Origin of the sequence: Pseudomonas sp. AU12215, assembly GCF_001675465.2 — a bacterium.
GTDB classification, from domain to species: Bacteria; Pseudomonadota; Gammaproteobacteria; order Pseudomonadales; family Pseudomonadaceae; genus Pseudomonas; species Pseudomonas nitroreducens.
Genome location: NZ_MACM02000155.1, coordinates 61028 through 83934 on the forward strand (window position 1 = coordinate 61028; position 22907 = coordinate 83934).

The 22907-nt window shown below is 66.3% G+C and carries 26 protein-coding genes and 1 riboswitch; of the genes, 16 read left to right on the forward strand and 10 right to left on the reverse strand.

Features of this window, described 5'->3' with window-relative positions; translation table 11 throughout:
• Nucleotides 1-49: 49 nt before the first annotated feature.
• From A9513_RS24035 to A9513_RS24045, 3 genes are all read left to right on the forward strand, one after another.
• A complete protein-coding gene (locus A9513_RS24035) occupies nt 50-676 on the forward strand; it encodes a C40 family peptidase (RefSeq protein ID WP_024764590.1) in 627 nt (208 codons plus the stop codon).
• Nucleotides 677-756: 80 nt separating this feature from the next.
• Nucleotides 757-1287: a C40 family peptidase gene (locus tag A9513_RS24040; RefSeq protein ID WP_037010232.1), complete on the forward strand. Its 531-nt coding sequence runs from the start codon at nt 757-759 to the stop codon at nt 1285-1287.
• 15 nt (nt 1288-1302) lie between these two features.
• Nucleotides 1303-1965, forward strand: a complete 663-nt coding sequence (locus A9513_RS24045; RefSeq protein ID WP_065085779.1) for a class I SAM-dependent methyltransferase — start codon at nt 1303-1305, stop codon at nt 1963-1965.
• A 62-nt stretch (nt 1966-2027) separates the two neighbouring features.
• Here the strand turns inward: A9513_RS24045 and A9513_RS24050 are convergent, their stop codons facing one another.
• From A9513_RS24050 to A9513_RS24070, 5 genes are all read right to left on the reverse strand, one after another.
• Nucleotides 2028-2726, reverse strand: coding sequence for a pirin family protein (locus A9513_RS24050; RefSeq protein ID WP_024764587.1), 699 nt, complete (start codon nt 2724-2726; stop codon nt 2028-2030).
• A 126-nt stretch (nt 2727-2852) separates the two neighbouring features.
• The gene (gene tcyN, locus A9513_RS24055; RefSeq protein ID WP_024764586.1) at nt 2853-3620 is read right to left on the reverse strand and encodes an L-cystine ABC transporter ATP-binding protein TcyN; all 768 of its coding nucleotides are present in this window, start codon (nt 3618-3620) and stop codon (nt 2853-2855) included.
• Entirely contained in the window at nt 3617-4288 is a 672-nt protein-coding gene (gene tcyL / locus A9513_RS24060) for a cystine ABC transporter permease (RefSeq protein WP_176707279.1), read from the reverse strand. Before tcyL ends, tcyN begins: the two co-directional genes overlap by 4 nt.
• Nucleotides 4288-5088, reverse strand: a complete 801-nt coding sequence (tcyJ, locus tag A9513_RS24065; protein ID WP_065085781.1) for a cystine ABC transporter substrate-binding protein — start codon at nt 5086-5088, stop codon at nt 4288-4290. The genes tcyL and tcyJ overlap by 1 nt, the downstream gene beginning before the upstream one ends.
• Before the next feature lie 119 nt (nt 5089-5207).
• Nucleotides 5208-6209, reverse strand: coding sequence for a D-cysteine desulfhydrase (locus tag A9513_RS24070; protein WP_065085782.1), 1002 nt, complete (start codon nt 6207-6209; stop codon nt 5208-5210).
• 325 nt (nt 6210-6534) lie between these two features.
• On the opposite strand from A9513_RS24070, the gene A9513_RS24075 reads away from it, so the two are divergent.
• The 3 genes from A9513_RS24075 (at nt 6535) to A9513_RS24085 (ending at nt 7676) form a co-directional block, all read left to right on the forward strand.
• Nucleotides 6535-6897: a hypothetical protein gene (locus A9513_RS24075; protein ID WP_037007137.1), complete on the forward strand. Its 363-nt coding sequence runs from the start codon at nt 6535-6537 to the stop codon at nt 6895-6897.
• A gap of 120 nt (nt 6898-7017) precedes the next feature.
• On the forward strand, nt 7018-7224 hold the full coding sequence (locus A9513_RS24080; RefSeq protein ID WP_024764581.1) for a hypothetical protein: 207 nt from the start codon (nt 7018-7020) through the stop codon (nt 7222-7224).
• 200 nt (nt 7225-7424) lie between these two features.
• The gene (locus A9513_RS24085; RefSeq protein ID WP_024764580.1) at nt 7425-7676 is read left to right on the forward strand and encodes a hypothetical protein; all 252 of its coding nucleotides are present in this window, start codon (nt 7425-7427) and stop codon (nt 7674-7676) included.
• Between the two features lie 6 nt (nt 7677-7682).
• Here A9513_RS24085 and A9513_RS24090 read toward each other — a convergent pair whose 3' ends face one another.
• The 4 genes from A9513_RS24090 to A9513_RS24105 are packed head-to-tail and all read right to left on the reverse strand — an operon-like array spanning nt 7683 to nt 11172.
• The gene (locus A9513_RS24090; RefSeq protein ID WP_024764579.1) at nt 7683-8309 is read right to left on the reverse strand and encodes an ABC-type transport auxiliary lipoprotein family protein; all 627 of its coding nucleotides are present in this window, start codon (nt 8307-8309) and stop codon (nt 7683-7685) included.
• Entirely contained in the window at nt 8306-9244 is a 939-nt protein-coding gene (locus A9513_RS24095; protein WP_065085783.1) for an MlaD family protein, read from the reverse strand. Before A9513_RS24095 ends, A9513_RS24090 begins: the two co-directional genes overlap by 4 nt.
• Complete coding sequence (locus tag A9513_RS24100) at nt 9245-10030, reverse strand: ABC transporter ATP-binding protein (protein ID WP_024764577.1); 786 nt, start codon at nt 10028-10030, stop codon at nt 9245-9247.
• Nucleotides 10027-11172 carry an ABC transporter permease gene (locus A9513_RS24105; protein ID WP_065085784.1) on the reverse strand — a complete coding sequence of 382 codons (1146 nt, stop codon included), beginning with the start codon at nt 11170-11172 and terminating at the stop codon, nt 10027-10029. The genes A9513_RS24100 and A9513_RS24105 overlap by 4 nt, the downstream gene beginning before the upstream one ends.
• Before the next feature lie 130 nt (nt 11173-11302).
• Nucleotides 11303-11528, forward strand: a riboswitch (cobalamin riboswitch).
• Between the two features lie 269 nt (nt 11529-11797).
• On the opposite strand from A9513_RS24105, the gene cobO reads away from it, so the two are divergent.
• Genes cobO through A9513_RS24155 form a run of 10 tightly spaced genes read left to right on the forward strand, consistent with a single transcriptional unit; the run spans nt 11798 to nt 20791 of the window.
• A complete protein-coding gene (cobO, locus tag A9513_RS24110; RefSeq protein WP_024764575.1) occupies nt 11798-12409 on the forward strand; it encodes a cob(I)yrinic acid a,c-diamide adenosyltransferase in 612 nt (203 codons plus the stop codon).
• A 28-nt stretch (nt 12410-12437) separates the two neighbouring features.
• A complete protein-coding gene (locus A9513_RS24115) occupies nt 12438-13733 on the forward strand; it encodes a cobyrinate a,c-diamide synthase (RefSeq protein ID WP_024764574.1) in 1296 nt (431 codons plus the stop codon).
• A complete protein-coding gene (gene bluB, locus A9513_RS24120; RefSeq protein WP_065085785.1) occupies nt 13730-14380 on the forward strand; it encodes a 5,6-dimethylbenzimidazole synthase in 651 nt (216 codons plus the stop codon). The genes A9513_RS24115 and bluB overlap by 4 nt, the downstream gene beginning before the upstream one ends.
• Complete coding sequence (cbiB, locus tag A9513_RS24125; protein WP_065085786.1) at nt 14377-15306, forward strand: adenosylcobinamide-phosphate synthase CbiB; 930 nt, start codon at nt 14377-14379, stop codon at nt 15304-15306. Before bluB ends, cbiB begins: the two co-directional genes overlap by 4 nt.
• Nucleotides 15306-16307: a threonine-phosphate decarboxylase CobD gene (cobD, locus tag A9513_RS24130; protein ID WP_065085787.1), complete on the forward strand. Its 1002-nt coding sequence runs from the start codon at nt 15306-15308 to the stop codon at nt 16305-16307. The genes cbiB and cobD overlap by 1 nt, the downstream gene beginning before the upstream one ends.
• Before the next feature lie 29 nt (nt 16308-16336).
• Nucleotides 16337-17776, forward strand: a complete 1440-nt coding sequence (locus A9513_RS24135; RefSeq protein ID WP_065085805.1) for a cobyric acid synthase — start codon at nt 16337-16339, stop codon at nt 17774-17776.
• Between the two features lie 27 nt (nt 17777-17803).
• The gene (cobU, locus tag A9513_RS24140; RefSeq protein ID WP_024764569.1) at nt 17804-18325 is read left to right on the forward strand and encodes a bifunctional adenosylcobinamide kinase/adenosylcobinamide-phosphate guanylyltransferase; all 522 of its coding nucleotides are present in this window, start codon (nt 17804-17806) and stop codon (nt 18323-18325) included.
• Complete coding sequence (gene cobT / locus A9513_RS24145; protein ID WP_038803293.1) at nt 18322-19377, forward strand: nicotinate-nucleotide--dimethylbenzimidazole phosphoribosyltransferase; 1056 nt, start codon at nt 18322-18324, stop codon at nt 19375-19377. Before cobU ends, cobT begins: the two co-directional genes overlap by 4 nt.
• Nucleotides 19374-19961 carry an alpha-ribazole phosphatase family protein gene (gene cobC, locus A9513_RS24150; RefSeq protein ID WP_024764568.1) on the forward strand — a complete coding sequence of 196 codons (588 nt, stop codon included), beginning with the start codon at nt 19374-19376 and terminating at the stop codon, nt 19959-19961. The genes cobT and cobC overlap by 4 nt, the downstream gene beginning before the upstream one ends.
• An 11-nt stretch (nt 19962-19972) precedes the next feature.
• Nucleotides 19973-20791: an adenosylcobinamide-GDP ribazoletransferase gene (locus A9513_RS24155; RefSeq protein WP_176707277.1), complete on the forward strand. Its 819-nt coding sequence runs from the start codon at nt 19973-19975 to the stop codon at nt 20789-20791.
• A 150-nt stretch (nt 20792-20941) separates the two neighbouring features.
• Here the strand turns inward: A9513_RS24155 and A9513_RS24160 are convergent, their stop codons facing one another.
• Complete coding sequence (locus tag A9513_RS24160) at nt 20942-22762, reverse strand: acyl-CoA dehydrogenase C-terminal domain-containing protein (RefSeq protein ID WP_065085788.1); 1821 nt, start codon at nt 22760-22762, stop codon at nt 20942-20944.
• Nucleotides 22763-22907: the final 145 nt, after the last annotated feature.

Consider the following 22907-nt stretch of genomic DNA (forward strand, 5'->3'; position numbering starts at 1 on the left):
TGAGCGGGCAAATTAGCCCGCTAATAAATGGAGCTAATGAGACACGGTCGTGCCCATGCTTAAACGCTTAGCACCCCTCGTGCCCATGAGTTTCGTTCTGCTGCTGGCAGCTTGCGCCAGCCATTCGCCGGAATCGCAGCCGAACCAGGTCGCTTCAGCACCTGCCACTCGAGCAGCGCTCCAGGTAAATCAGCACAACATAGTGCTGATGAATGAGTCGCAGGACGAGGGGGCCAAAAACGATAACGGCAGTTCGACTGCCCATGTATCCGACATTCTGGACCGCGCTTTTTCGCTGATCGGTACGCCGTACCGCTTTGGTGGGAAGTCGGAGCGGACCGGCTTCGATTGCAGCGGTTTCGTGGGCTATCTGTTCCGCGAAGAAGCGGGCATCAGCCTGCCGCGTTCCACGCGTGAGATGATCAACATGGATGTCCCGCTGGTCTCGAAAGAAGACCTGCAGCCGGGCGACCTGATCTTCTTCAACAACCGTGGTCGCGGCCGGGTCAGCCATGCCGGCATCTATATCGGTGACGGACAGTTCATCCACTCTGCCAGCCGCCGTGGTGGTGGTGTTCGCGTGGACAGCCTGGACGAGAGCTACTGGCGCCTGAGCTACATGGAAGCCAAGCGGGTGCTCGAACCAGGCTACGAACCTCACACTGTGAGTCGCTGAACTTAAAGTTTTACTTTAAGTATTGCGCTCAAGTCACTGTTGGTACAAAGTGATGGCACTCCTTGACGGGATGCCATCACATGCTCGTTCCTCAGCGCATCATTCTCCTCGCTTTTCTCGCCTCGCTGGCTGCCTGCGCCAGTCGCACTCCGCCTGCGCCGCCTCCCGTAGTGCGCGCTAACGCTGCTCCCGTCTACAACACCCAGGCTGCCGACGATGTTCTGATCCGTGCCATTGGCCTGGTCGGCACTCCGTATCGCTGGGGCGGTAATACGCCGGATAGCGGATTCGATTGCAGCGGCCTGATCGGCTACGTCTATCGGGATGCCACCGGCCTGATGCTGCCGCGTTCCACTCGCGAGATGATTTCCATGCGTGCGCCGACCGTTGGCCGCGAATCCTTGCAGAGTGGCGACCTGGTGTTCTTTGCTACCAGCGGTGGACGTGGCGTCAGTCATGCGGGTATCTATGTCGGGGAAGGGCGCTTCGTTCACGCGCCCAGAACGGGCGGGACCGTGCGCCTGGACAGCCTTGACAGCGCCTATTGGCAGAAAGCCTTCCTGGAGGCCAAGCGCGTCCTCGCCGTGCAGAGTCTCGCCCTCCATCCCTGATACTTAGGAGGGCCCATGACCACTCGCACGCTGAACCTCGACGACTCGCTTTATCAGTATCTGCTCGACGTTTCCCTGCGCGATTCGCCAGTGAAGGCACGATTGCGCGCCGAGACGGCCAGGTTACCGATGTCTCGCTGGCAGGTCGCTCCGGAGCAGGGGCAGTTCCTCGCGCTGCTAGTCGGGCTGACCGGCGCGAAACGAATCCTCGAGATCGGCACCTTCACCGGCTACAGCGCCCTGTGCATGGCCGAGGCGCTGCCCGAAGGCGGCCATATCCTCTGCTGCGACCTGCCGGGTGAGTACAACGACATTGCACGCAGCCACTGGCACGACGCTGGCGTCGACTCGCGCATCGAGCTGCGGCTCGGACCTGCACTGGCCACCCTGGAAGCCCTGGTTGCGGGCGATCAGCAAGGCGCTTTCGACCTGGTATTCATCGACGCCGACAAGGCGAATTACCTCACCTACCTGGAGCACGCGCTGGCTCTGCTGCGTGTGGGCGGGCTGGTGGTCTTCGACAACGTACTGTGGAGTGGACGAGTGTTGGAGGCCAACCCGGAGAGTGCGGATACCCGCGCGATCCAGCAACTCAACCTGGCCTTGAAGGTGGATGAGCGAGTGGACTATTCGCTGGTGCCGATTGGCGATGGCATGAGCCTTTGTCGCAAGCGTTGAAAAACCTTGGGCCAAAAAAAGGCACGCCGTGAGGCGTGCCTTTTTCGTTACTGCGGCCTGGGTCAGGCAACATCCACCAGAATCACTTCGCTGTCTTCGAGTGCGGTGACCTTCACCACGGCTTCATCGGCGATTGCGGCGCCGTCACGGGCCAGTAGCTCGATACCGTTGACCTCGACCTTGCCCACCGCCGGAACCAGATAGGCCCGGCGATTGCCGCCAAGCTCGTACTCGGCAGTCTGGCCGGCCTTCAGGGTGGCGGCGACCAGGCGGCCTTCGGCGCGGATGCGCAGGGCGTCGGCGTCGTTTTCATAGCCGCTGGCCAGGGTTACGAAGCGCCCGGCGCGATCGCCCTTCGGGAAGGGTTTGGCGCCCCAGGACGGCGTGCCGCCGCGGATCGAGGGGATGATCCAGATCTGGAAGATCTTGGTGACGTCCTTCTCCAGGTTGTACTCGGAGTGCACGATGCCAGAGCCTGCGCTCATTACCTGCACGTCACCCGCTTCGGTGCGGCCCTTGTTGCCCAGGCTGTCCTGGTGGGTGATCGCGCCCTGGCGGACGTAGGTGATGATTTCCATCTCGCGGTGCGGGTGCGGTGGGAAGCCGGTGCCCGCGGCGATTTCGTCATCGTTCCAGACGCGGAGGTTACCCCAGTCCATACGCTCGGCGTCGTAGTACTCGGCGAAGGAGAAGTGGTGCTTGGCGTTGAGCCAGCCGTGGTTGGCGCCGCCGAGTTGCTGGAAGGGTCTGCGTTCGATCATGACTTAGTCCTCGTGGGGCGCGGCTGGCCGGTGGGCCAGTCCGCGCGGTTCATGGGACTATCTTCTCTCGCAGATGATCGATAAAAAAGCGCAAATATCGGCAGATATAGATCGATTAATTCGATTCTATTCGGCGGCGTGCCTGTCGCCCTGATCGAGGAATTTGCTGAGGAACTGGCGGGTGCGCTCTTCCTTCGGGTGGGCGAACAGCGCTTTGGCATCGCCCTGTTCGACGATCACGCCCTTGTCGATGAAGATCGCCCGGTTGGCGACGTCGCGGGCGAAGCTCATCTCATGGGTGACGATGACCATGGTGCGCTTTTCCTGGGCCAGGCCGCGGATGGTCGCCAGGACCTCTCCGACCAGCTCCGGGTCCAGTGCCGAAGTCGGTTCGTCGAAGAGAATCACGTCCGGCTGCATGGCCAGGGCGCGGGCGATGGCGACGCGCTGCTGCTGCCCGCCGGAGAGGCGCTTGGGATAGGAATCTTCCTTACCGGCCAGTCCGACCTTTGCCAGTAACTGGCGGGCGCGCTCGATGGCCTGGGCGCGCGGTTCCTTCTTTACGATGATCGGGCCTTCCACCACGTTCTCCAGCGCGGTGCGGTGGGGAAACAGGTTGAAGTTCTGGAAGACGAAACCCACGTGCTGCCGCAGCTTGCGGATCAGCCCCTGCTGGCCGCTGAGCGGCCGCGAGGCGTCAATGAGGATGTCGCCGACCTGGATGGTCCCGCCGTTGGGCACCTCCAGCAGGTTCAGGCAGCGCAGCAGGGTGGTCTTGCCCGACCCACTGGGGCCGATGATCGCGACCACTTCGCCGGGCTGGACGGTCAGGTCGATGCCCTTGAGCACCTCCTGGCCGCGGAACTGCTTGGTCAGCTGGCGGACTTCGATCATGCATCTTGCTCCCGGTCGTGGCGGTTGACCCGGTCTTCCAGGCGGTTCTGCAGGTGCGACAGGATGCTGGCGAGGATCCAGTAGATCAGTGCGGCGGCGAGGTACATGGTGAAGACTTCGAAGGTGCGCGCGGTGATCAACTGGGCCTGGCGGAACAGTTCAGGGACCTGGATGGTGGCGGCCAGGGCGGTGTCCTTGACCAGCGAGATGAAGCTGTTGCCCAGCGGCGGCAGGGCGGTGCGCGCGGCCTGCGGCAGGATCACCCGGCGCAGGGTCTCGGCGCGGGTCATGCCGATGCTGGCGGCGGCCTCCCATTGGCCCTTGTCGATGGAGCCGATGGCGGCGCGGAGGATTTCGCAGACATAGGCGGCCATGTTCAGCGAGAAGCCGATCAGCGCCGCCGGCAGAGGGTCGAGTTCGATGCCGGCCTGGGGCAGGCCGTAATAGATCATGAACAGCTGGACCAGCAATGGCGTGCCGCGGAAGAACGACACGTAGATGCGTGCCAGCCAGCGCATGGCAGTGAATCCGTACAGGCGCATCAGCGCCAGTACGAATCCGAGCAGCAGTCCGAAGAACATGCCGCCTACGCTGAGGACTACTGTGAAGATCGCGCCCTTGAGCAGGAAGGGCGCGGAATCCAGCGCAAGCTGCAGGCTTTCCTCGATCATTGGGTGACGTCAGCCTGGAACCATTTCTCCGAGAGTTTCTTCAGCGTGCCGTCGGCGCGGAATTTCTCGATGGCCTTGTTCAGCGCCGCGAGCAATTCGGGGTTGCCCTTGCGCAGGGCGATGCCGGCTTCCTGACGAGCGAAGGGTGCGCCGGTCAGGGCCATGGCGCCCTTGGTCTTGTTGACCATGTCGAAGGCGGCCAGACGGTCCACCAGGATCACGTCGATGCGGCCGCTGCGCAGGTCCTGGAATTTGGTCGGGTCGTCTTCGTAAGTGCGGACGTCGGCTTGCGGCACGTGCTCGCGCAGCCATTGCTCGTAGTTGGTGCCCAGTCCCACGCCGACTTTCACGCCGGCGAGTTTCTCCGGCGAGTCGTATTTGCCTTCGTCACCCTTGCGCACCAGCGCCTGGATGCCGGAAACGGTATAGGCCTCGGAGAAGTCGTACTTCTTCTTGCGCTCTTCGGAGATGGTCACCTGGTTGATCACCAGGTCCAGGCGCTTGGACTCCAGCGCGGCGAGGATGCCATCCCATTTGGTCGGCTGCAGCTTGGCGGTGACGCCCAGCTCCTTGGCGATCAGTTCGGAGAAGTCCACTTCGAAGCCGGCGAGCTTGCCGTTTTCGTCCTGGAAGCTGAAGGGCGGGTAGGTGCCTTCCAGGCCCACGCGCACCTGGCCTTTTTCCTTGATCTGGGCGAGCAGGTCGTCGGCGGCCTGGGCCTGGCCAAAGAGGCCGGCGCCGAGGGTGAGGGTCAGGCTGGCAAGCAGGAAATGACGTCGCAGTGCGGAGAAGGTCATGGTGGTCCCCGTTTTTGGTGTTTTAAGCAGGTTAGTCAACGCGTGGCGACTATATGGGCAGAATCGTTATGCAATAAAATAATAAAAAATTACATGCCTAGTTCTGGATGGTATGTAGGTCAGGTCGACGAATGATAGGCGAACAAGGCCGGCGACCCGCCGGTGTGCAGGAACAGGATAGGTCCGGGTTTTACGAAGCGATCCTGGCGGATGCCGTCGAGCAATCCCGCCATGGCCTTACCGGTGTAGACAGGGTCCAGCAGCAGGCCTTCCTGGCTTGCCAGCAGGCGGATCGCATCGAGCGTCCCGGCATTGGCTTCGCCGTAGCGCGGGCCAAAGTACTGGTCCCACAAATGCACGGTCGGCACCGCCTGCGCTTCGTGGCCGAGCAGTTGCAGCGTGCGCTCAACCAGTCCTTCCACCTTTGGCCTTTGTGCCGCATCGGTGCGCGAAACGGTCACGCCGATCACGTCCAGCTGCGGCAGCACATCGGCCAGTGCGATCGCAAGGCCGGCATGGGTACCGGCGCTTCCCGAGGCGAGTACCACGGCGGAGAACTCCTGGCCGCTGGCCCGAACCTGCTCGGCCAGCTCCAGCCCGGCGCGTACGTAGCCCAGGGCCCCCAGCGCGTTGGAGCCGCCAATGGGTACGATGTAAGGCTTGCGACCCTCGCTGAGCAGGCGTTCACCGGTTTGTGCCAGCCGCTCGTCCGCGCTATCGAGGTTGGGCACGAGTTCGATGTCGGTGCCGAACAGGTCCAGCAGCAGGCGGTTGCCGTTGCTCAGGTAATTGCGATCCTCGGTGCCGATGGGGTTTTCCAGCAACGCCACGCAGCACAGGCCGAGCTTCGCCGCGGCGGCGGCGGTCTGGCGCACATGGTTGGACTGGATCGCGCCAGCGGTGACCAGCGTATCGGCGCCGACCTTAAGCGCATCGGCGGCGAGGAATTCGAGCTTGCGCACCTTGTTGCCGCCCAGGGCGAAGGGTGTGGTGTCGTCGCGTTTCACATACAGATCGCGGCCCAGGGAAGTGGACAGCCGTTCCAGCTTGTCCAGCGGCGTCGGGCCGCCGGCCAGGTCGAGGCGGGGAAAGCGGGCGAGGGCTTCGCGAAGGGCGCTCATGAAGGATTCTCGGTATGGCAGCGGATTCGTCACGATAGAGCGCGGCAAGTCCTCTCGCAATGTGCCGAGCGGCCGCTTGACGCCGGGCTGCACGGGAATGTCGCGTGACGATCCGCCATCTCGCCATGGGAATCTCCGGAGGCTGTGAATCAATGTGCGGACAGCGGCTCGGCGAACCGCTACGCTCCACGCTCAGATCCGGAGTCTTCAACCGGGCGATAACGAAAACAGGAAAACCAGGGCGGGAAATCCGATGACTTCAGCAGTACCTTCATGCGCTTCGTTGCAACGCTGGACACTCCGGTTGCTCGGCGCACTGGCCCTGATGCTGGGGCTGAGCAGCCCGGCACTGGCCGACCGGGTGATTCCCTCGGGGATGATGGTGGGCTTCGTCGACAGTGCGGTGTATCCGGTGATCACCTTGAAGCGACCGAAACCGAGTCTGCTGCGCCGGGTCATGACGCTGGGGCTGTACAAGAGGACCGTCAGCTATCCATTGTCCGTTTCGGTGCGTATCCGTGATGAGAACAACCGATTCATGGTTTACGGCCTGTTACCCAACATCACCGGAAAATTCGTCGGCATCAAGGTCGGCCTGGACAGTCGCATCAGCCAGATATGGGTGCTCACCGAGCGGGAAGCGACAGAGTATGTAAACCGTCCGGGAACTCTCTTCCCGCCGAGCTGACGGACAATTCGCCAGACCACGCCTTGCCGCTCGCGAGATTCCTCCGAGCGGACTGCAGCCGGGAAGCCTGTGCTTCGGCTATCATGTGCGCCGGTCAAACTCTTTCTATCCGGTTACCCCATGACGTCCTCCCAGCAGCCGCCGCGCGACGAAAACGCGGACAACACCCAGGAACAACCTTCGCTCTCCCTGGCAGAATTGGCCAAGGCTGCGCTTGCTGCGCAGAAGCAGGCCGCTTCCGCCTACCAGCACCGCAAGGCGCACGACAAGGCTGAGTATCGCCCGCCGCACCCGCGCGGCTCGCGTCGCTCGATGGGCAAGCGCTGAGGCAGCCTCTCGTCAGAAATACCTTCAGCCAGCACTCTTGCGGGGGCGCTGGCTGAACTGCGGCAACCGGCGTCGGTCGTATCCGCAGCGGCCCTGCCATGCTGGCTGGCCATTTCCCGCTTTCGCGAACCCGTCACGGATTGACACTCGCGCGGTCCTGCAACCTGGTTGAAGGAGCGCCTCGCGTCCAAGGAGAATCCATGAAAGTCCTCGTTCCTATCCTTTCCCTGCTGGCGCTCGCCGGCTGCATCACCATGACCGGCAACTACGAAGTCAGCGCCCATGACGAGTCCGGCAAGGCCCTGAGCAACGGCAAGTTCCTCGCCCATGGCAGCGGCATCTACACCGTGCGCAACTCACTGTGCTCGGTCTATCCGAAGGCCATCGTCACCATCAAGGACGTGGAGACGGACCAGGAGCTGGAGGGCGAAAGCCCTTACCACTGTCGCTGAGTCCTCTCATGGGGCTGGCGGTGTGAACTTCTGCTGCTGTCCCTGCTGCAACGTCCACTCCACGACCTGCGCGGAAAGCTGATCGGCGGCCTTGCCGAAGGCGCTGACCACTTCGGGCACCTGCTTGCCGTCCACCGGCTGGCTGACCTCGAAGCTGCGCGAGGCGACGATGCGCTGGCCGAGGGTGCGCACCAGGCGGGCATCGTAGCGGATGTGGATCACTGGCTTGCCGTTCTGGTACTCGCTCTGGAAGGCGCGCAGTTCGCCGGTCAGGTCGAGGTCGGCCTGCAGGCTGGCTTCGTCGCTGCTCAGGGCGCGGATGCTGCCGTTGGCGGTGAAGGCGTCGAGCAGGCGATCACGCAACAGGCCCGGCGCGCGGTTGCTCCAGCGTGCGCCCTGGTAGCTGCTCAACTGGTTGCCCTGCGGGACCACGGCGATGCGGTTGCTGTCCAGCACCAGGCTGGCGGTAGGCGCGCTGACCCGCAGCGACCAGTTTACCGCCGTGTTGCCGCGCACGGGTTGCTGGGTGGCCGGCAGCAGGTAGAAGTCCGGGCTTTCCGCTTCCGGGAGGATCGAGCACGCGCCCAACAGGCTGACCAGGGCGGCGGCGAGCAGGCGGGGAAGGGCGGTCATGGCTGGAACTCCTTGTTGCGTTCGCGGCCGAGCAGGTAGCCGGTGGGATTCTCCTGCAGGCGGCGGGTGACGCCGCGCAGGTCTTCCAGGGTGGAGCGCAGTTCGCGGATCGCCGGGCCCATCTCGCCCAGGCCGTTGAGGCCGCCGTTCACCGAGTCGTAGTTGCTGTCGAGCAGCTTTTCCACGCGCTCGCTGCTGTTGCGCAGAGCGCTCAGGGTCTTCTGCGTATCGTCGAGCAGCGCCGGCCCGCGGCTGCCCAGCGTGCGGTTGGCCTGTTCGAGCATCGCGCTGGCGTTGGCGAAGGTCAGGCGCGCCTGCTCGCTGGCGGCTGCCAGTTCCTGCACGGTCTTGCGGATATCGTCGCGCTGCTCGGCGACCACGCCGGTGGCCTGGTCGATGTGGTCCAGGGTGCGGCTGATGCGGTCGACGTTCTCCTGGGAGAACATGCGGTTCACGTTGTTGATCAGGTTGTTGATGTTGGTGGCGATGTCCTCGCCGTTGGCCAGCAGCTTGGCAAAGGGCGACGGGATGGTCTTGATCACCGGGATTCCGCCATCCTTGGCTTCCAGTGGCGGGCTGTCCTGGCCGGCGCTGGAGAGCTGGATGATGGCCTGGCCGGTGACGCCGGTGAGGGCCAGCTTGGCGCGCGTATCCTCGCGGATCGGCGTGCTGTCGTAGACGCGGATGCGCGCGCGGACCTTGCGCGGGTCGTTCGGGTCCAGGCGCAGGGAGACCACGTCGCCGACGCGGATGCCGCTGTACTGCACGGTGCCGCCTTCGGACAGGCCGGTCACCGCCTCGCTGAAGATCACGTCGTAGATCTTGTAGCGCTGGTCGTTGCTCGATTGCGCCAGCCAGAGCGCGAAGAGCAGCGCGCCGATCGACACGACCAGGGTGAACAGGCCGATCAGTACGTGATGGGCACGGGTTTCCATTCAGCTTTCCTCCCGCAGGTGTTCGGTGGCCTGCAGCGCGGCACGGCCGCGTGGGCCGTGGAAATAATCCTGTACCCAGGCGTCGTCGGTCTGGGCGACCTGGTCCAGCGGCCCGACCACCAGCACCCGCTTCTGCGAGAGCACGGCGACGCGGTCGCAGATGGTGTAGAGGGTGTCCAGGTCGTGGGTGACCAGGAACACGGTGAGACCGAAGGCGTCGCGCAGGGTCAGGATGAGTTGGTCGAAGGCCGCCGCGCCGATGGGGTCGAGGCCGGCGGTGGGCTCGTCGAGGAACAGGATGTCCGGGTCCAGCGCCAGGGCGCGGGCCAGCGCGGCGCGCTTGACCATCCCGCCGGACAGTTCGGCCGGATACTTGGCCCCCGCGTCCGGCGGCAGGCCGGCGAGGGAAATCTTCACCTTGGCCATGAACTCGGCGTCGCTGCGCGACAGGCCGGCGTGCTCGATCAGTGGCAGGCAGATGTTCTCGCTCACGGTCAGCGAGGAGAACAGCGCGCCATTCTGGAACAGCACGCCAAAGCGCCGTTCGAGCTTCGAGCGCTCCAGCGGCGGCAGCGCCGGCAGGTTCTGCCCGAACACGTGGACGCTGCCTTCGCTGGGCTGGCGCAGGCCGATGATGCTGCGCAGCAGCACCGACTTGCCGGTGCCCGAGCCGCCGACTACGCCAAGGATTTCGCCCTTCATCACATCGAGGTCGAGATGCTCGTGCACGGCGTGGGTGCCGAAGCGGTTGGCCAGGTCGCGGACGACGATGATCGGTTCGCTCACCAGCCCATCTCCATGAAGAACAGCGCAAACATCGCATCCAGCAGGATCACCACGAAGATCGACTGGACCACGCTGGAAGTCGTGTGCTCGCCCACCGACTGTGCGCTGCCGCTGACGCGGAAGCCTTCCAGGCAGCCGATCACGGCGATGATGAAGGCGAATACCGGGGCTTTGACGATGCCGACCAGGAAGTGCTGCACGGCAATGTCGTTCTGCAGCATGTAGAGGAACATGCGCGGCGAGATGTCCAGGCTCAGGGCGCAGACCACGCCGCCGCCGAAGATGCCGGAGAGCATCGCCAGGAAGGTCAGCATCGGCAGGGTCAGCAGCAGCGCCAGCACGCGCGGTAGCACCAGCAGCTCCACGGGGTCGAGGCCCAGGGCCTGGATGGCGTCGATCTCCTGGTTGGCCTTCATCGAGCCGATCTGTGCGGTGAAGGCGCTGGCGGTACGGCCGGCCAGCAGGATTGCGGTGAGCAGCACGCCGAATTCACGCAGGAAGGAGAAGCCCACCAGGTCGACCGTGTAGATCGCCGCGCCGAATTTCTGCAGCACCGTGGCGCCGAGGAAGGCCACCACCGCGCCGACCATGAAGGTGAGCAGGGCGACGATGGGCACGGCGTCCAGGCCGGTTTCCTCCATGTGCGCGGCCAGCGAGGTCAACCGCCAGCGACGCGGCCGGAACAGGTTGCGCACCAGGGTTTGCAGGGTCAGGCCGATGAAGCCCAGCACGCCGATCAGGTGGTCCTTGAACGTCAGGGTGGCGACGCCGATGCGCTCCAGTACGTCGGCCAGTGCGTTGCCCGGTGCCGGGCCTTTCTCGTCCAGCCGGCACTGGGTGATCGCGCTGCCCACCGTGCGCAGCAGCGCCTGGCGTTCGGCGGGGAGGTTGCGGGCGATCTGGTCGAGCTGGCTCATGCGCGCGCCGCCGATGATCTCGGCGAGCAGCGCGGCGCCGGCGGTATCCAGCGCGCCAAGGCCGGCGAAATCCAGCTCCGCGGGGGCCTCGGCGCTGCGCTGGGCGGCGACCTGGGCTTGCAGCGAGGCGAAGTGCGCGAGTGTCCAGTCGCCGCTGATGTGCATCAGGGACGGGGTCGCGGAGGTGTCGAGCTGAAGCTGGCCGGGTTGGGCAGTCGTCGTCATGATTCGCATTCTAGCGAAGTTGAGCGGCCTGACCACTTGACTTGTGTGACCCTTTATAGAACCTCGGCGGTTCTACGGGCGGCCCCCGGCGACAGTCTGTTCAATTGACGCCCCAGCCCGCCAGCCACTAAGCTGCGCGCCTGCTACAGGTGCCCGAGGCGCAAGTCGAGGGTGAAACAGGGAAGCCGGTGAATTCGATGCGCAATCGAGCATTCCGGCGCTGCCCCCGCAACGGTAAGCGAGCTTCGAACCGCATCCGCCACTGTGCCACTGGCATGGGAAGGCGCGGTTCTTTCGGAAACGCCATGCGCTTCCACTCGCAAGCCCGGAGACCGGCCTGCTGCATCGCATGGCATCGCGGGAGGCGCTGTCGACGCAGGCCATGTGCGCCGCGCGTTGCCGTCCTCCGCCTGCCCCGACTGGTCAGTGCCGCGCGGGTGAGAGCGGCGGAGAATCCTTCAGGTGAATTCCCTGTTTCCCAAGCCGACGGCTTTCGCGCCGAGCGGCTTTTACCGCATGGCGCCTACGCACGCCGGCGGTTCGTTCCTGCCCATCCCATTCTCCGCTCGCTGCCGCCCGGCCGGCGAGCTGGCGCCTGCGCGCTCCCTTTCTAGAGGCAAACCCCATGACTGAATCCCCTGAAAAGGACGAACGCCACCGTTCGCGCATGCAGCGCAAGAAATCGGTGATCGACGAGAAGATCGCCCAGGCCCAGGGCGAACGCGGAGTGTTCCTGGTCAACAGCGGCAACGGCAAGGGCAAGAGCAGCTCGGCCTTTGGCATGGTCGCCCGCGCGCTGGGCCACGGCATGAAGGTCGGGGTGGTGCAGTTCATCAAGGGGGCTGCGACCACCGGCGAGGAGGCGTTCTTCCGCCGCTTCCCCGAGGAAGTCAGCTTCCATGTCATGGGCGAAGGCTTTACCTGGGAAACCCAGGACCGCCAGCGCGATATCGCCAAGGCACAGGCGGCCTGGGATGTGGCACGGCAACTGCTGGCCGATCCGCAGATAGGCCTGGTGGTGCTGGACGAGGTGAACATCGCCCTCAAGCACGGCTATCTGGAGCTGGACACCGTGCTCGCCGACATTGCCGCCCGCCCGTCGATGCAGCATGTGGTCGCCACCGGCCGAGGCGTGCAACCGGCCATGGTCGAGGCCGCCGATACCGTGACCGAGATGGGCCTGGTGAAACATGCCTTCAAGGCTGGCATCAAGGCGCAGAAAGGGGTGGAGTTCTGATGCCCTTCGTTGTGGCGGAGTGCTCCTGATGCTCGATGCGCGCCAATGCCCCGCCCTGCTGATCGCTGCCCCCGCCTCCGGGCAGGGCAAGACCACCGTGACCGCCGCCCTGGCGCGCCTGCACACGCGCCTCGGGCGCAAGGTGCAGGTGTTCAAGTGCGGCCCGGACTTCCTCGATCCGATGATCCTCGCCCGCGCCAGCGGCGCACCGGTTTATCAGCTGGACCTGTGGATGGTCGGCGAGGGCGAAAGCCGCCGGTTGCTCTGGGAGGCAGCCGGTGAGGCCGACCTGATCCTCATCGAAGGCGTGATGGGCCTGTTCGACGGCTCGCCCTCGGCCGCCGATCTGGCGCGGCGCTTCAACGTGCCGGTGATGGCGGTGATCAATGGCCAGTCCATGGCCCAGACCTTCGGCGCGATGGCCGTCGGCATGGCCACCTACCAGCGCGACCTGCCGTTCTCCGGCGTGCTCGCCAACCGCATCGGCAGCCAGCGCCACCGTGACCTGGTGCGTGACAGCCTGCCGGAATGGATTCGCTGGTATGGCGCATTGCCGCGCGACACCGAGGTCGAGTTGCCCAGCCGTCACCTCGGCCTGGTGCAGGCCGGCGAACTGGCGGACCTCGACGCGCGCCTGGACGCCGCCGCCGATGCCCTGGCCGCCAGCGCCAGCACCGAGTTGCCGGCGCCGGTGAGCTTCGCCGCGCCCGAACCGCGTAGCGAGTCTTCCCGCCTCGACGGCGTGCGCATTGGCGTGGCGCGGGACAACGCCTTCGCCTTCCTCTATCAGGCCAACCTTGATCTGTTGCGTGAGCTGGGCGCCGAACTGGTGTTCTTCTCGCCGCTGCGTGACGCATCGCTGCCGGAGGTGGACAGCCTCTACCTGCCCGGCGGCTACCCGGAGCTGCACCTGCAAGCGCTGGCCGACAATCGCGCCATGGCCCAGGCGATTCACGCCCACCACGAGAGGGGCAAGCCGATCCTCGCCGAGTGCGGCGGCATGCTCTATCTGCTCGATGCCCTGACCGACGTGGCCGGCGAACGCGCGGAGCTGCTGGCCCTGCTGCCGGGTGAGGCGCGCATGCAGAAGCGTCTCGCCGCGCTGGCATTGCAGGCCGTGACGCTGCCAGAGGGCACTCTGCGCGGGCACACCTTCCACCATTCGTTGCTCGACAGTGCTGAAGTACCGCTGGCCCGTGGCGTCTGCCCGAACGACAAGCCGGTGGCCGAGGCCGTGTTCCGGCGTGGCCGGCTCACGGCGTCCTACATCCACTTCTACCTGCCATCCGATCCGGATGCCGCAGCCGCACTCTTCAGACCATGACCGATCACGCTTACAGCCCCGAGGAACGCGCCGCGCTCTACCGCGCCATCGCCGAGCGCCGCGACATGCGTCATTTCAACGGTGGCGAGGTGGCGCCCGAATTGCTCGCGCGCCTGCTGGAAGCCGCACACCAGGCGCCGAGCGTCGGCATGATGCAGCCTTGGCGCTTCATCCGCGTGACGTCCAGGGACGTGCGCCAGTCGATCCACCAATTGGTGGAAGAGGAGCGCATTCGTACCGCCGAAGCGCTGGGCGAGCGCTCCGACGAATTCATGAAGCTGAAGGTCGAGGGCGTGCTCGACTGCGCCGAGGTGCTGGTGGCTGCGCTGATGGACGGCCGCGAGGCGCATGTCTTCGGCCGTCGCACACTGCCGAACATGGATCTGGCCTCGCTGTCCTGTGCCATCCAGAATCTCTGGCTGGCTTCGCGCGCGGAAGGGCTGGGCATGGGCTGGGTGTCGCTGTTCGATCCTGCCGCGCTCGGCGACCTGCTTGGCCTTCCGGACGGTGCCGAGGCGGTTGCGGTGATCTGCCTGGGGCCGGTCAGCGCGTTCTATCCCGCCCCTATGCTGGCCCTGGAGGGCTGGCGCCAGCCGCGCTCGCTGGACGAGCTGGTGTTCGAAAACCGCTGGGGAGAGAAGGCATGAGCCTGGCCTTGCTGAGCGTCCTCGGCGTGGCGCTGGACGCCCTGCTGGGCGAGCCGAAACGCTGGCATCCGCTGGTGGCGTTCGGGCGGTTGGCGGACCGGCTGGAGCGAAGGTTCAATCGCTCCCGCGCCGATGCCGGAAGCGACACCCCTGGCCTCGGCTGGCGCAGCCATGGCGTCACCGCATGGATCATCGCGGTCATTCCGCTGACCCTCATCGCGCTGTTGCTAAGCCTGCTGCCTTACGTCGGCTGGATCGTGCAGGTGCTGGCACTGTACGCCGCCCTGGGGCTGCGCAGCCTGGGCGAGCACGCCGATCCGGTGGTGCTGGCGCTGCGTAGTGGCGACCTCAACGAAGCGCGCCTGCGCGTGGGTTACGTGGTCAGCCGCGAAACTGCCGAGCTGGACGAAACCGCGGTGGCCCGCGCGGCCACCGAGTCGGTGCTGGAGAATGGCAGCGACGCGGTCTTCGCTGCGCTGTTCTGGTTCGCCGTGGCGGGTGCTCCGGGCGTGGTGCTCTACCGCCTGAGCAACACCCTCGATGCCATGTGGGGCTACCGCAATGCGCGCTTCGAACGGTTCGGCTGGGCCGCGGCGAAGATCGACGATGGGCTCAACTACATTCCCGCCCGGCTGGTGGCGCTGACCTACGCGCTGCTGGGCCACACCCGGCTGGCCCTGCGCTGCTGGCGCACACAGGCGCCAAAATGGGACAGCCCCAACGCCGGCCCGGTGATGGCCGCCGGCGCGGGGGCTCTTGGCGTTTCGCTCGGCGGCTCCGCCCGCTACCACGGCGAGCTCCACGAACGCCCGCAGCTGGGCGAAGGCCCGGCGCCGACTGCCGTGGATATCTGGTGCGCGCTTGCCCTGGTGCGTCAGGGAGTGTTGTTGTGGTTGCTGATCATCCTGATTCTGGGAGTGCTCTGATGCTCGAACATGGCGGCCGGTTGCGCAAAGCGGCGCAGCAGTACGGAATTCCGCTCTCCGAGTGGCTGGACCTGTCCACCGGCATTTCGCCCTGGCCCTGGGCGTTGCCCAGCGTGCCGGCGGCGGCCTGGATGCGCCTGCCCGAGGACAGCGACGGCCTTGAAGCCGCCGCGCGGCGCTACTACGGTGCCGAGAAGCTGCTGCCGTTACCCGGCAGCCAGGCGGCGATCCAGCTGCTGCCGCGCTTGCGCCGACCGGGCAAGGTCGGCGTGGTTTCGCCCTGTTACGCCGAGCACGCCGAATCCTGGCGTGCCGCCGGGCACATCCTGCGAGAGGTCAGCGACCAGGAAGTCCCCCATCACCTGGAGCGTTTCGACGTGCTGGTGGTGGTCAACCCGAACAACCCCACGGGCAAGCGCATAGAGGCCGGTGTGCTGCTGGAATGGCACGCGCGCCTGCAGGAACGTGGCGGCTGGCTGGTGGTGGACGAAGCCTTCATGGACTGCACTCCCGAGCACAGCCTGGCGCCCAGTTGCGCCAGCCGTCCGGGGCTGATCGTGCTGCGCTCCTTCGGCAAGTTCTTCGGCCTGGCCGGTGCGCGGCTGGGCTTCGCCTTCGCCGAACCGCGCCTGCTGGAAAGCCTGGCGAAGCTGCTCGGCCCCTGGGCGGTCAACGGCCCCACGCGCTGGGTTGCCCAGGCGGTGCTGGGGGAGTTCCAGGAACAGATCCAGCGGCGCCGTGACCTCAACGAGGCGAGCCGGCGCCTGGCCGGCCTGCTGGGCGAACACGGCTTCGCGCCCCAGGGCGGCACGTCGCTGTTCCAGTGGGTGGTGTCCATGCGTGCTCACGCGCTGCGCGACCATCTGGCGCGCCAGGGGATTCTCGTGCGCCTGTTCGAGACGCCCGGCAGCCTGCGCTTCGGTCTGCCGCCGGACGAGAAGGGCTGGGAGCGCCTGGAGCATGGCCTGCGCACCTTCAACCAGATGGAGAGCCTGCGGTGACGTTGCCCAGCGCACACAGCGCGACCTTGATGGTGCAGGGCACCACTTCGGATGCCGGCAAAAGCACGTTGGTGACGGCGTTGTGCCGCTGGCTGCGCCGCCAGGGCGTGGCGGTGGTGCCGTTCAAGCCGCAGAACATGGCGCTCAACAGTGCGGTGACTGCCGATGGCGGCGAAATCGGACGCGCCCAGGCGGTGCAGGCGCAGGCCTGCCACCTGGCGCCGCACACCGACATGAACCCGGTGCTGCTCAAGCCCAACAGCGACACCGGTGCCCAGGTGATCATCCATGGCCGCGCGGTCACCAGCATGAACGCGGTGGCCTACCACGACTACAAGCGCGTGGCGATGCAGGCGGTGCTCGAGTCCCACCAGCGCCTGAGCGCGCAGTACCCGGTGGTGATGGTCGAAGGTGCGGGCTCGCCGGCGGAGATCAACCTGCGCGCCAACGACATCGCCAACATGGGCTTCGCCGAGGCAGTGGACTGCCCGGTGATCCTGATCGCCGATATCGATCGTGGCGGCGTGTTCGCCCACCTCGTGGGCACCCTGGAGCTGCTCTCCGAGAGCGAGCGGGCGCGGGTAAAGGGCTTCGTCATCAACCGTTTCCGCGGCGATATCGCGTTGTTGCAGAACGGCCTCGATTGGCTGGAGGAGCGCACCGGCGTGCCGGTGCTGGGCGTGTTGCCGTACCTGATGGACTTCCACCTGGAAGCCGAGGATGCCATCGACACCCGCCAGGCCGCCAAGACCGGCGAGCGACTGCGGGTCGTCGTGCCGGTTTTGCCGCGCATCAGCAACCACACCGATTTCGATCCGCTGCGCCTGCACCCGCAGGTGGAGCTGACCTTCGTCGGCCCTGGCCAGCCGATCCCACCGGCGGACCTGATCATCCTGCCCGGCTCCAAGAGCGTGCGTCCTGATCTCGCTTTCCTGCGCGCGCAGGGCTGGGAAGCGGCGATCCAGCGCCACCTGCGCTACGGCGGCAAGGTGCTGGGTATCTGCGGTGGCCTGCAGATGCTCGGCCGTACTCTGGCCGATCCGCATGGGCTGGAAGGTGCGGCGGGGGAGAGCGAGGGGCTCGGCCTGCTGGACCTGCTCACCGTGCTGGAGCCGCAGAAGCAGTTGCGCAACGTCAGTGGCCGGCTGGCGCTGGAAGATGCTGCGGTGAGTGGTTACGAGATTCACGCTGGCGTCACCCGAGGCCCGGCGCTGGCCAATCTCGCCGTGCGCCTGAGCGATGGCCGTGCCGATGGCGCGTTGAGCGACGATGGCCAGGTGATGGGCACTTATCTGCACGGGCTGTTCGAGTCCTCCGCGTCCAGCGCCGCACTGTTGCGCTGGGCGGGGCTGCACGAGGTGCAGCAGATCGATTACCACGCCCTGCGCGAGCGCGACATCGAGCGTCTGGCCGACCAGGTCGAGGCGCATCTGGATACCGAGAAACTGAGGCGGCTGTGTGGGCTCTGAAACTGTCTTTCGTAGGAGCGGGAACCCATGCTTGAACTGATTCTCGGCGGCGCCCGCTCGGGCAAGAGCCGCCTGGCCGAGCGCCTGGCGCAGGACAGCGGCCTGCCGGTCACCTACGTCGCCACGGCCCAGGCCGGCGACGGCGAGATGTCCACGCGCATTCTCCAGCACCGCGAGCGCCGCCCGGAACACTGGGGCCTGGTGGAAGAACCGCTGGCCCTGGCCGACGCACTGGAGCGCCTGGCCGCCCCCGGCCACTGCGTGCTGGTGGATTGCCTGACCCTGTGGGTCACCAACCTGCTGATCCATGAAGACGGCTGGCGCCTGCGTGGCGAGATCGACGCGCTGCTGGAAACGCTGCCGCACCTGCCGGGGCGCATCCTTCTGGTCAGCAACGAAACCGGGCTGGGCGTGGTGCCGATGGGCGAGCTCAGCCGCCGATATGTCGACGAGGCCGGCTGGTTGCACCAGTCCCTGGCCGAGGTCAGCGAGCGCGTGGTGTTCACCGTCGCCGGCCTGCCCATGGTGTTGAAGGGGGAAGCGTTATGAGTCTGCAATGGTGGCTGCAAGGCACCCAACCGATCGATCGCGTGGCGCAGGACAAAGCCGCCGCGCGTCAGGACCAACTGACCAAGCCGCGTGGCGCACTGGGCCGGCTGGAAGAGGAAACCATCCGCCTGGCCGGCCTGCAGGGCCGCGAGCGGCCGGGCCTGGAGCATGTCTGGATCGCCCTGTTCGCCGGTGACCACGGGGTGGTGGCCGAGGGCGTATCGGCCTATCCGCAGGCAGTGACGGTCGAGATGCTGCGCAACTTCGTGCGCGGCGGCGCGGCGATCAGCGTGCTGGCGCGCGACCTCGATGCGCGCCTGGAGGTCATCGACCTCGGCACGGCAACGCCGCTGGAGCCGCTGCCGGGTGTGCTGCACGTGATGGTCGGCGCCGGTACGGCGAACTTCACCAAGGAGCCGGCGATGACCGCCGCGCAATGCCTGATCGCCCTGGAAGCCGGCCGCGAGTCCGTGCGCCGCGCGCAACAGGCCGGCGCCGAGCTGTTCATCGGCGGCGAGATGGGTATCGGCAACACCAGTGCCGCCGCTGCGCTGGCCTGCGCGCTGCTCGACGAACCGGCCCGCGCGCTGGTCGGCCCCGGCACGGGGCTGGACTCGCAGGGTGTCGCCCGCAAGGTCGAGGTGATCGACCGCGCGCTGGCGCTGCACCGCGCCCACTGCGACGAACCGTTCGAAGCGCTGTGCCGCCTGGGCGGCTTCGAGATTGCTGCACTGGTCGGCGCCTACCTGGCATGTGCGCAGAAGGGTATTGCCGTGCTGGTGGACGGCTTCATCTGCAGCACTGCCGCGCTGTGCGCGATTCATCTGAATCCGGCCTGCCGCGACTGGCTGCTGTTCGCCCATGCCGGTGCCGAACCGGGGCACAATCGTGTGCTGGCCGCGCTCAACGCGCAGCCGCTGCTGGACCTTGGCCTGCGCCTGGGCGAGGGCAGTGGCGCGGCGCTGGCAGTGCCGCTGCTGCGCCAGGCCTGCCGGCTGCACAGCGAGATGGCGACCTTCGCCGAAGCGGCGGTATCGGATCGCCCGGCATGACGCTGCGGCTGGAATTGCTGCGCCACGGCGAGACCGAGCGCGGCGGTGGCTTTCGCGGACGGCTGGACGACGCGTTGACCGAGAGCGGTTGGGCGCAGATGCGCGCGGCGGTGGGCGACGAATGTCGCTGGGCGGCGCTGGTCAGCTCGCCGTTGCAGCGTTGCGCGGCCTTCGCTCGGGAGCTGGCGGCGCGCCACGGCCTGCCGCTGGGCTTTGAGCCAGGCTTGCAGGAGCTGGATTTCGGCCAGTGGGAAGGCATTTCGCCAGCTAAGCTGATGGAGACGGATGCGCAGGCGCTCGGACGCTTCTGGGACGATCCCTACGCTTTCCCTCCACCGGGCGGCGAGGCCATGGGCGACTTCGAATCCCGCGTCTTTGCGGCGCTGGAGCGGCTCTACCAGGCCCATGCCGGATCTTCCGTACTGGTCGTCACCCATGGCGGTGTGATGCGCCTGTTCGGCGCCCTGGCCAGCGGCCTGCCGGCGAAGCGTCTGCTGGAAGTGGTGGTGGCCCACGGCGAATGTATGGTGCTGGACGTGACCCGCGAGGGTGATGGCTGGCGTATCCAAAAGGCGCAACCATAAGTCGACCTCTGATGAACAACCTGCACCCGGAACGCGACCAGGAAGCCCCCGAGCCGCCTGCTGAAGCGAGTGGCGAAGACGCGCGCGCCGCCCAGCTCAGTGACTGGTGCCTGCCGCTGGTAGCGTTGCAGTTCCTGACTCGCCTGCCGGTGCGCCTGGGGCACATGCCGACGCCGCAGCAGTTCGGCCGCGCGACGCTGTATTACCCGCTGGCGGGCCTGCTGATCGGTTCGGTGCTGTTCGCCATGGGAGAGTTGCTCAGCGGTGTGCACCTGCTGTTGCAGGCGGCACTCATCCTTCTGGTGTGGGTGGCCTTCACCGGCGCGCTGCACCTCGACGGCCTGGCCGACACGGCGGATGCCTGGATCGGCGGGTTGGGCGACCGCGAACGCACGCTCGCAATCATGAAGGACCCGCGCTGCGGCCCGGCCGCGGTGGTCGCCCTGGTGCTGTTGCTGCTGCTGAAGTTCGCGGCGATCACCGCCATTCTCGGCAACCACCAGCACTGGGGTTTGCTGCTGGCGCCCTGGCTGGGTCGCTGCGCGTTGCCGCTGCTGTTCTACACCACCGATTACGCGCGCAAGGGCGGCCTGGGCCAGGCGCTGGCCGATCACCTGCCGCGCGGTGCGATGCCGTGGATGCTGGCGGCCAACGCCGCACTGATGGTGCTGGTGGGCTTGACCGGCATGCTGGCGCTGGCGGTCGCGCTGGTGATGTTCGTTTGGCTGCGCAGCCGCTTCATCGCCCGCCTGGGCGGCACCACCGGGGATACCGCCGGGGCGATGCTGGAGATGATCGAGTGCGCGGTGCTGGTGGCGTTGGCGCTCTAGAGGCCAACGGATAGGCGCGTGGGCTGTTTGTGTAGGAGCGAGCTTGCTCGCGAACTGCAGGGCACCGCTGCTCCCGGGAAGCTTGTTCGCGAGTACAAAATGCCTTCACTCCCGCTCTCCCATGGGAGAGCGGGATAGCTGTGCCTAGCATCAATCGAACGCGAAATGCTCCGTCTTCAACCCCATGATCGACCGTACCGGCTTGGCCATCGCCGCCGCGTGCCCCTTGGCGCGGGGTAGCAGGCGGGCGAAGTAGAAGTCGCTGGTGGCGATCTTCGCCTTGTAGAAGTCGCTCGACTCGCTGCCGCCCTGGCGCAGGCGCTTGCGTGCGGCGGCTTCCTGCAGCGCCCAGGAATACGCCAGCGCGGCGTAGCCGGAGAACATCAGATACTCGTGGCTGGCGGTGCTCACCAGGTCGCGCTGTTTGCGGGCGGTGAGGGCGATGCGCAGCGTGAGGATGTTCCACTGCGCGCAGAGCTTGAGCAGCGTGAGCGCGCGGCCACGCATGGCCGGTTCCTGCTTGAGCAGGTCGACGGCGAATTTCGCCACTTGCCGGGTGAAGTCGCGTACGGCCTTGCCCTGGGTCATCAGCAGCACCTTGCGGCCGAGCAGGTCCAGCGCCTGGATGCCGGTGGTGCCCTCGTAGAGCGTGGCGATCCGCGCATCGCGGACGATCTGCTCCATGCCGTGTTCCTTGATGTAGCCGTGGCCGCCGAACACCTGCATGCCGAGGTTGGCGCTCTCCAGGCCCAGTTCAGTCAGGCAGCCCTTGAGGATCGGGGTGAGGAAGCCGAGCTTGTCGTCCCAGCGGTCGTACTCGGCGTTATCGTTGGTCAGCAGGCCCTGGATCATCTTGTCGGCGTACTGGGTGGCCAGGTAGATCAGCGCGCGGCCGCCCTCGGCCACGGCCTTCTGGGTCAGCAGCATGCGGCGCACATCGCCGTGGTGCATCAGCGTGTCGGCGATCTCCCCCGGCTCCTTGGTGCCGGAAAGGGCACGCATGGAGCGACGCTCGCGGGCATAGGCCAGCGCGCCCTGGTAGGCCAGCTCGGCGGTGGCCACGCCCTGGATCGCGGTGCCGATGCGCGCGCTGTTCATGAAGGTGAACATGCATTCCAGGCCCTTGTTCGGCTCGCCGATCAGGTAGCCGGTGGCGCCGTCGAAGTTCATCACGCAGGTGGCCGAGGCCTTGATACCCATCTTCTTCTCCAGCGCACCGCAGCTCACGCCGTTGCGCGGGCCGAGGGAGCCGCCTTCGCCTGGAAGGAACTTGGGCACGATGAACAGCGAGATGCCGCGCGTGCCTTTCGGTGCATCCGGCAGGCGGGCGAGGACGATGTGCACGATGTTCTCGGTGAGATCGTGCTCGCCCGAGGAGATGAAGATCTTGGTGCCGGTGATGGCGTAGCTGCCGTCGGCGTTGGATTCCGCGCGGGTCTTCACCTGGCCCAGGTCGGTGCCGCACTGCGGCTCGGTGAGGCACATGGTGCCGCCCCAGCGGCCTTCGGTGAGCGGGGTGAGGTAGGTGTGTTTCTGCTCCTCGGTGCCGTGCTGCATCACGGTGTTCATCGCGCCCAGCGACAGGCCCGGGTACATGGAGAACGGCCAGTTGGCGGTGCCCAGCATTTCCTGCTTGAGCGCGCCCAGGCTCATCGGCAGGCCCTGGCCGCCATATTCCACCGGGTGCGACAGGCCCTGCCAGCCGCCGGCCATGTAGGCGTCGTAGGCTTCCTTGAAACCCTTGGGCGTGCGTACTTCGCCGTTCTCCAGGTGGCACCCTTCCTCGTCGCCGCTGTGGTAGAGCGGGGCGATCACCTCTTCGCAGAGCCTGGCGCATTCGCCGAGGATGGCATCGACCATGTCCGGCGTGGCTTCGCCGCCATTCACCAGGTTCTGGTAGTGGCCGGGGAAATCGAAGACTTCGTTGAGCAGGAAACGGGTGTCGCGCAGCGGGGCTTTGTAGACGGGCATCGGGGACCTCGGACCGTGATGCGCCCCGCCGAAATCGCGGGGCTGGATGGCCGCAGTTATACGGCTGGCGCGATGCGGTGCCCTTGGCTGCGCCAACGCCGGGCGCTGGCAGATGGGACAATCGGCCGCATCGGCCATTGCGCTT

Coding starts and splice junctions, on each gene's coding strand:
- A9513_RS24040 (WP_037010232.1), top strand. CDS start 757: ATGCTCGTTCCTCAGCGCATCATTCTCCTCGCTTTTCTCGCCTCGCTG.
- A9513_RS24045 (WP_065085779.1), top strand. CDS start 1,303: ATGACCACTCGCACGCTGAACCTCGACGACTCGCTTTATCAGTATCTG.
- A9513_RS24050 (WP_024764587.1), bottom strand. CDS start 2,726: ATGATCGAACGCAGACCCTTCCAGCAACTCGGCGGCGCCAACCACGGC.
- tcyN (WP_024764586.1), bottom strand. CDS start 3,620: ATGATCGAAGTCCGCCAGCTGACCAAGCAGTTCCGCGGCCAGGAGGTG.
- tcyJ (WP_065085781.1), bottom strand. CDS start 5,088: ATGACCTTCTCCGCACTGCGACGTCATTTCCTGCTTGCCAGCCTGACC.
- A9513_RS24070 (WP_065085782.1), bottom strand. CDS start 6,209: ATGAGCGCCCTTCGCGAAGCCCTCGCCCGCTTTCCCCGCCTCGACCTG.
- A9513_RS24075 (WP_037007137.1), top strand. CDS start 6,535: ATGCTGGGGCTGAGCAGCCCGGCACTGGCCGACCGGGTGATTCCCTCG.
- A9513_RS24080 (WP_024764581.1), top strand. CDS start 7,018: ATGACGTCCTCCCAGCAGCCGCCGCGCGACGAAAACGCGGACAACACC.
- A9513_RS24085 (WP_024764580.1), top strand. CDS start 7,425: ATGAAAGTCCTCGTTCCTATCCTTTCCCTGCTGGCGCTCGCCGGCTGC.
- A9513_RS24090 (WP_024764579.1), bottom strand. CDS start 8,309: ATGACCGCCCTTCCCCGCCTGCTCGCCGCCGCCCTGGTCAGCCTGTTG.
- A9513_RS24095 (WP_065085783.1), bottom strand. CDS start 9,244: ATGGAAACCCGTGCCCATCACGTACTGATCGGCCTGTTCACCCTGGTC.
- A9513_RS24105 (WP_065085784.1), bottom strand. CDS start 11,172: ATGACGACGACTGCCCAACCCGGCCAGCTTCAGCTCGACACCTCCGCG.
- cobO (WP_024764575.1), top strand. CDS start 11,798: ATGACTGAATCCCCTGAAAAGGACGAACGCCACCGTTCGCGCATGCAG.
- A9513_RS24115 (WP_024764574.1), top strand. CDS start 12,438: ATGCTCGATGCGCGCCAATGCCCCGCCCTGCTGATCGCTGCCCCCGCC.
- bluB (WP_065085785.1), top strand. CDS start 13,730: ATGACCGATCACGCTTACAGCCCCGAGGAACGCGCCGCGCTCTACCGC.
- cbiB (WP_065085786.1), top strand. CDS start 14,377: ATGAGCCTGGCCTTGCTGAGCGTCCTCGGCGTGGCGCTGGACGCCCTG.
- cobD (WP_065085787.1), top strand. CDS start 15,306: ATGCTCGAACATGGCGGCCGGTTGCGCAAAGCGGCGCAGCAGTACGGA.
- A9513_RS24135 (WP_065085805.1), top strand. CDS start 16,337: ATGGTGCAGGGCACCACTTCGGATGCCGGCAAAAGCACGTTGGTGACG.
- cobU (WP_024764569.1), top strand. CDS start 17,804: ATGCTTGAACTGATTCTCGGCGGCGCCCGCTCGGGCAAGAGCCGCCTG.
- cobT (WP_038803293.1), top strand. CDS start 18,322: ATGAGTCTGCAATGGTGGCTGCAAGGCACCCAACCGATCGATCGCGTG.
- cobC (WP_024764568.1), top strand. CDS start 19,374: ATGACGCTGCGGCTGGAATTGCTGCGCCACGGCGAGACCGAGCGCGGC.
- A9513_RS24155 (WP_176707277.1), top strand. CDS start 19,973: ATGAACAACCTGCACCCGGAACGCGACCAGGAAGCCCCCGAGCCGCCT.
- A9513_RS24160 (WP_065085788.1), bottom strand. CDS start 22,762: ATGCCCGTCTACAAAGCCCCGCTGCGCGACACCCGTTTCCTGCTCAAC.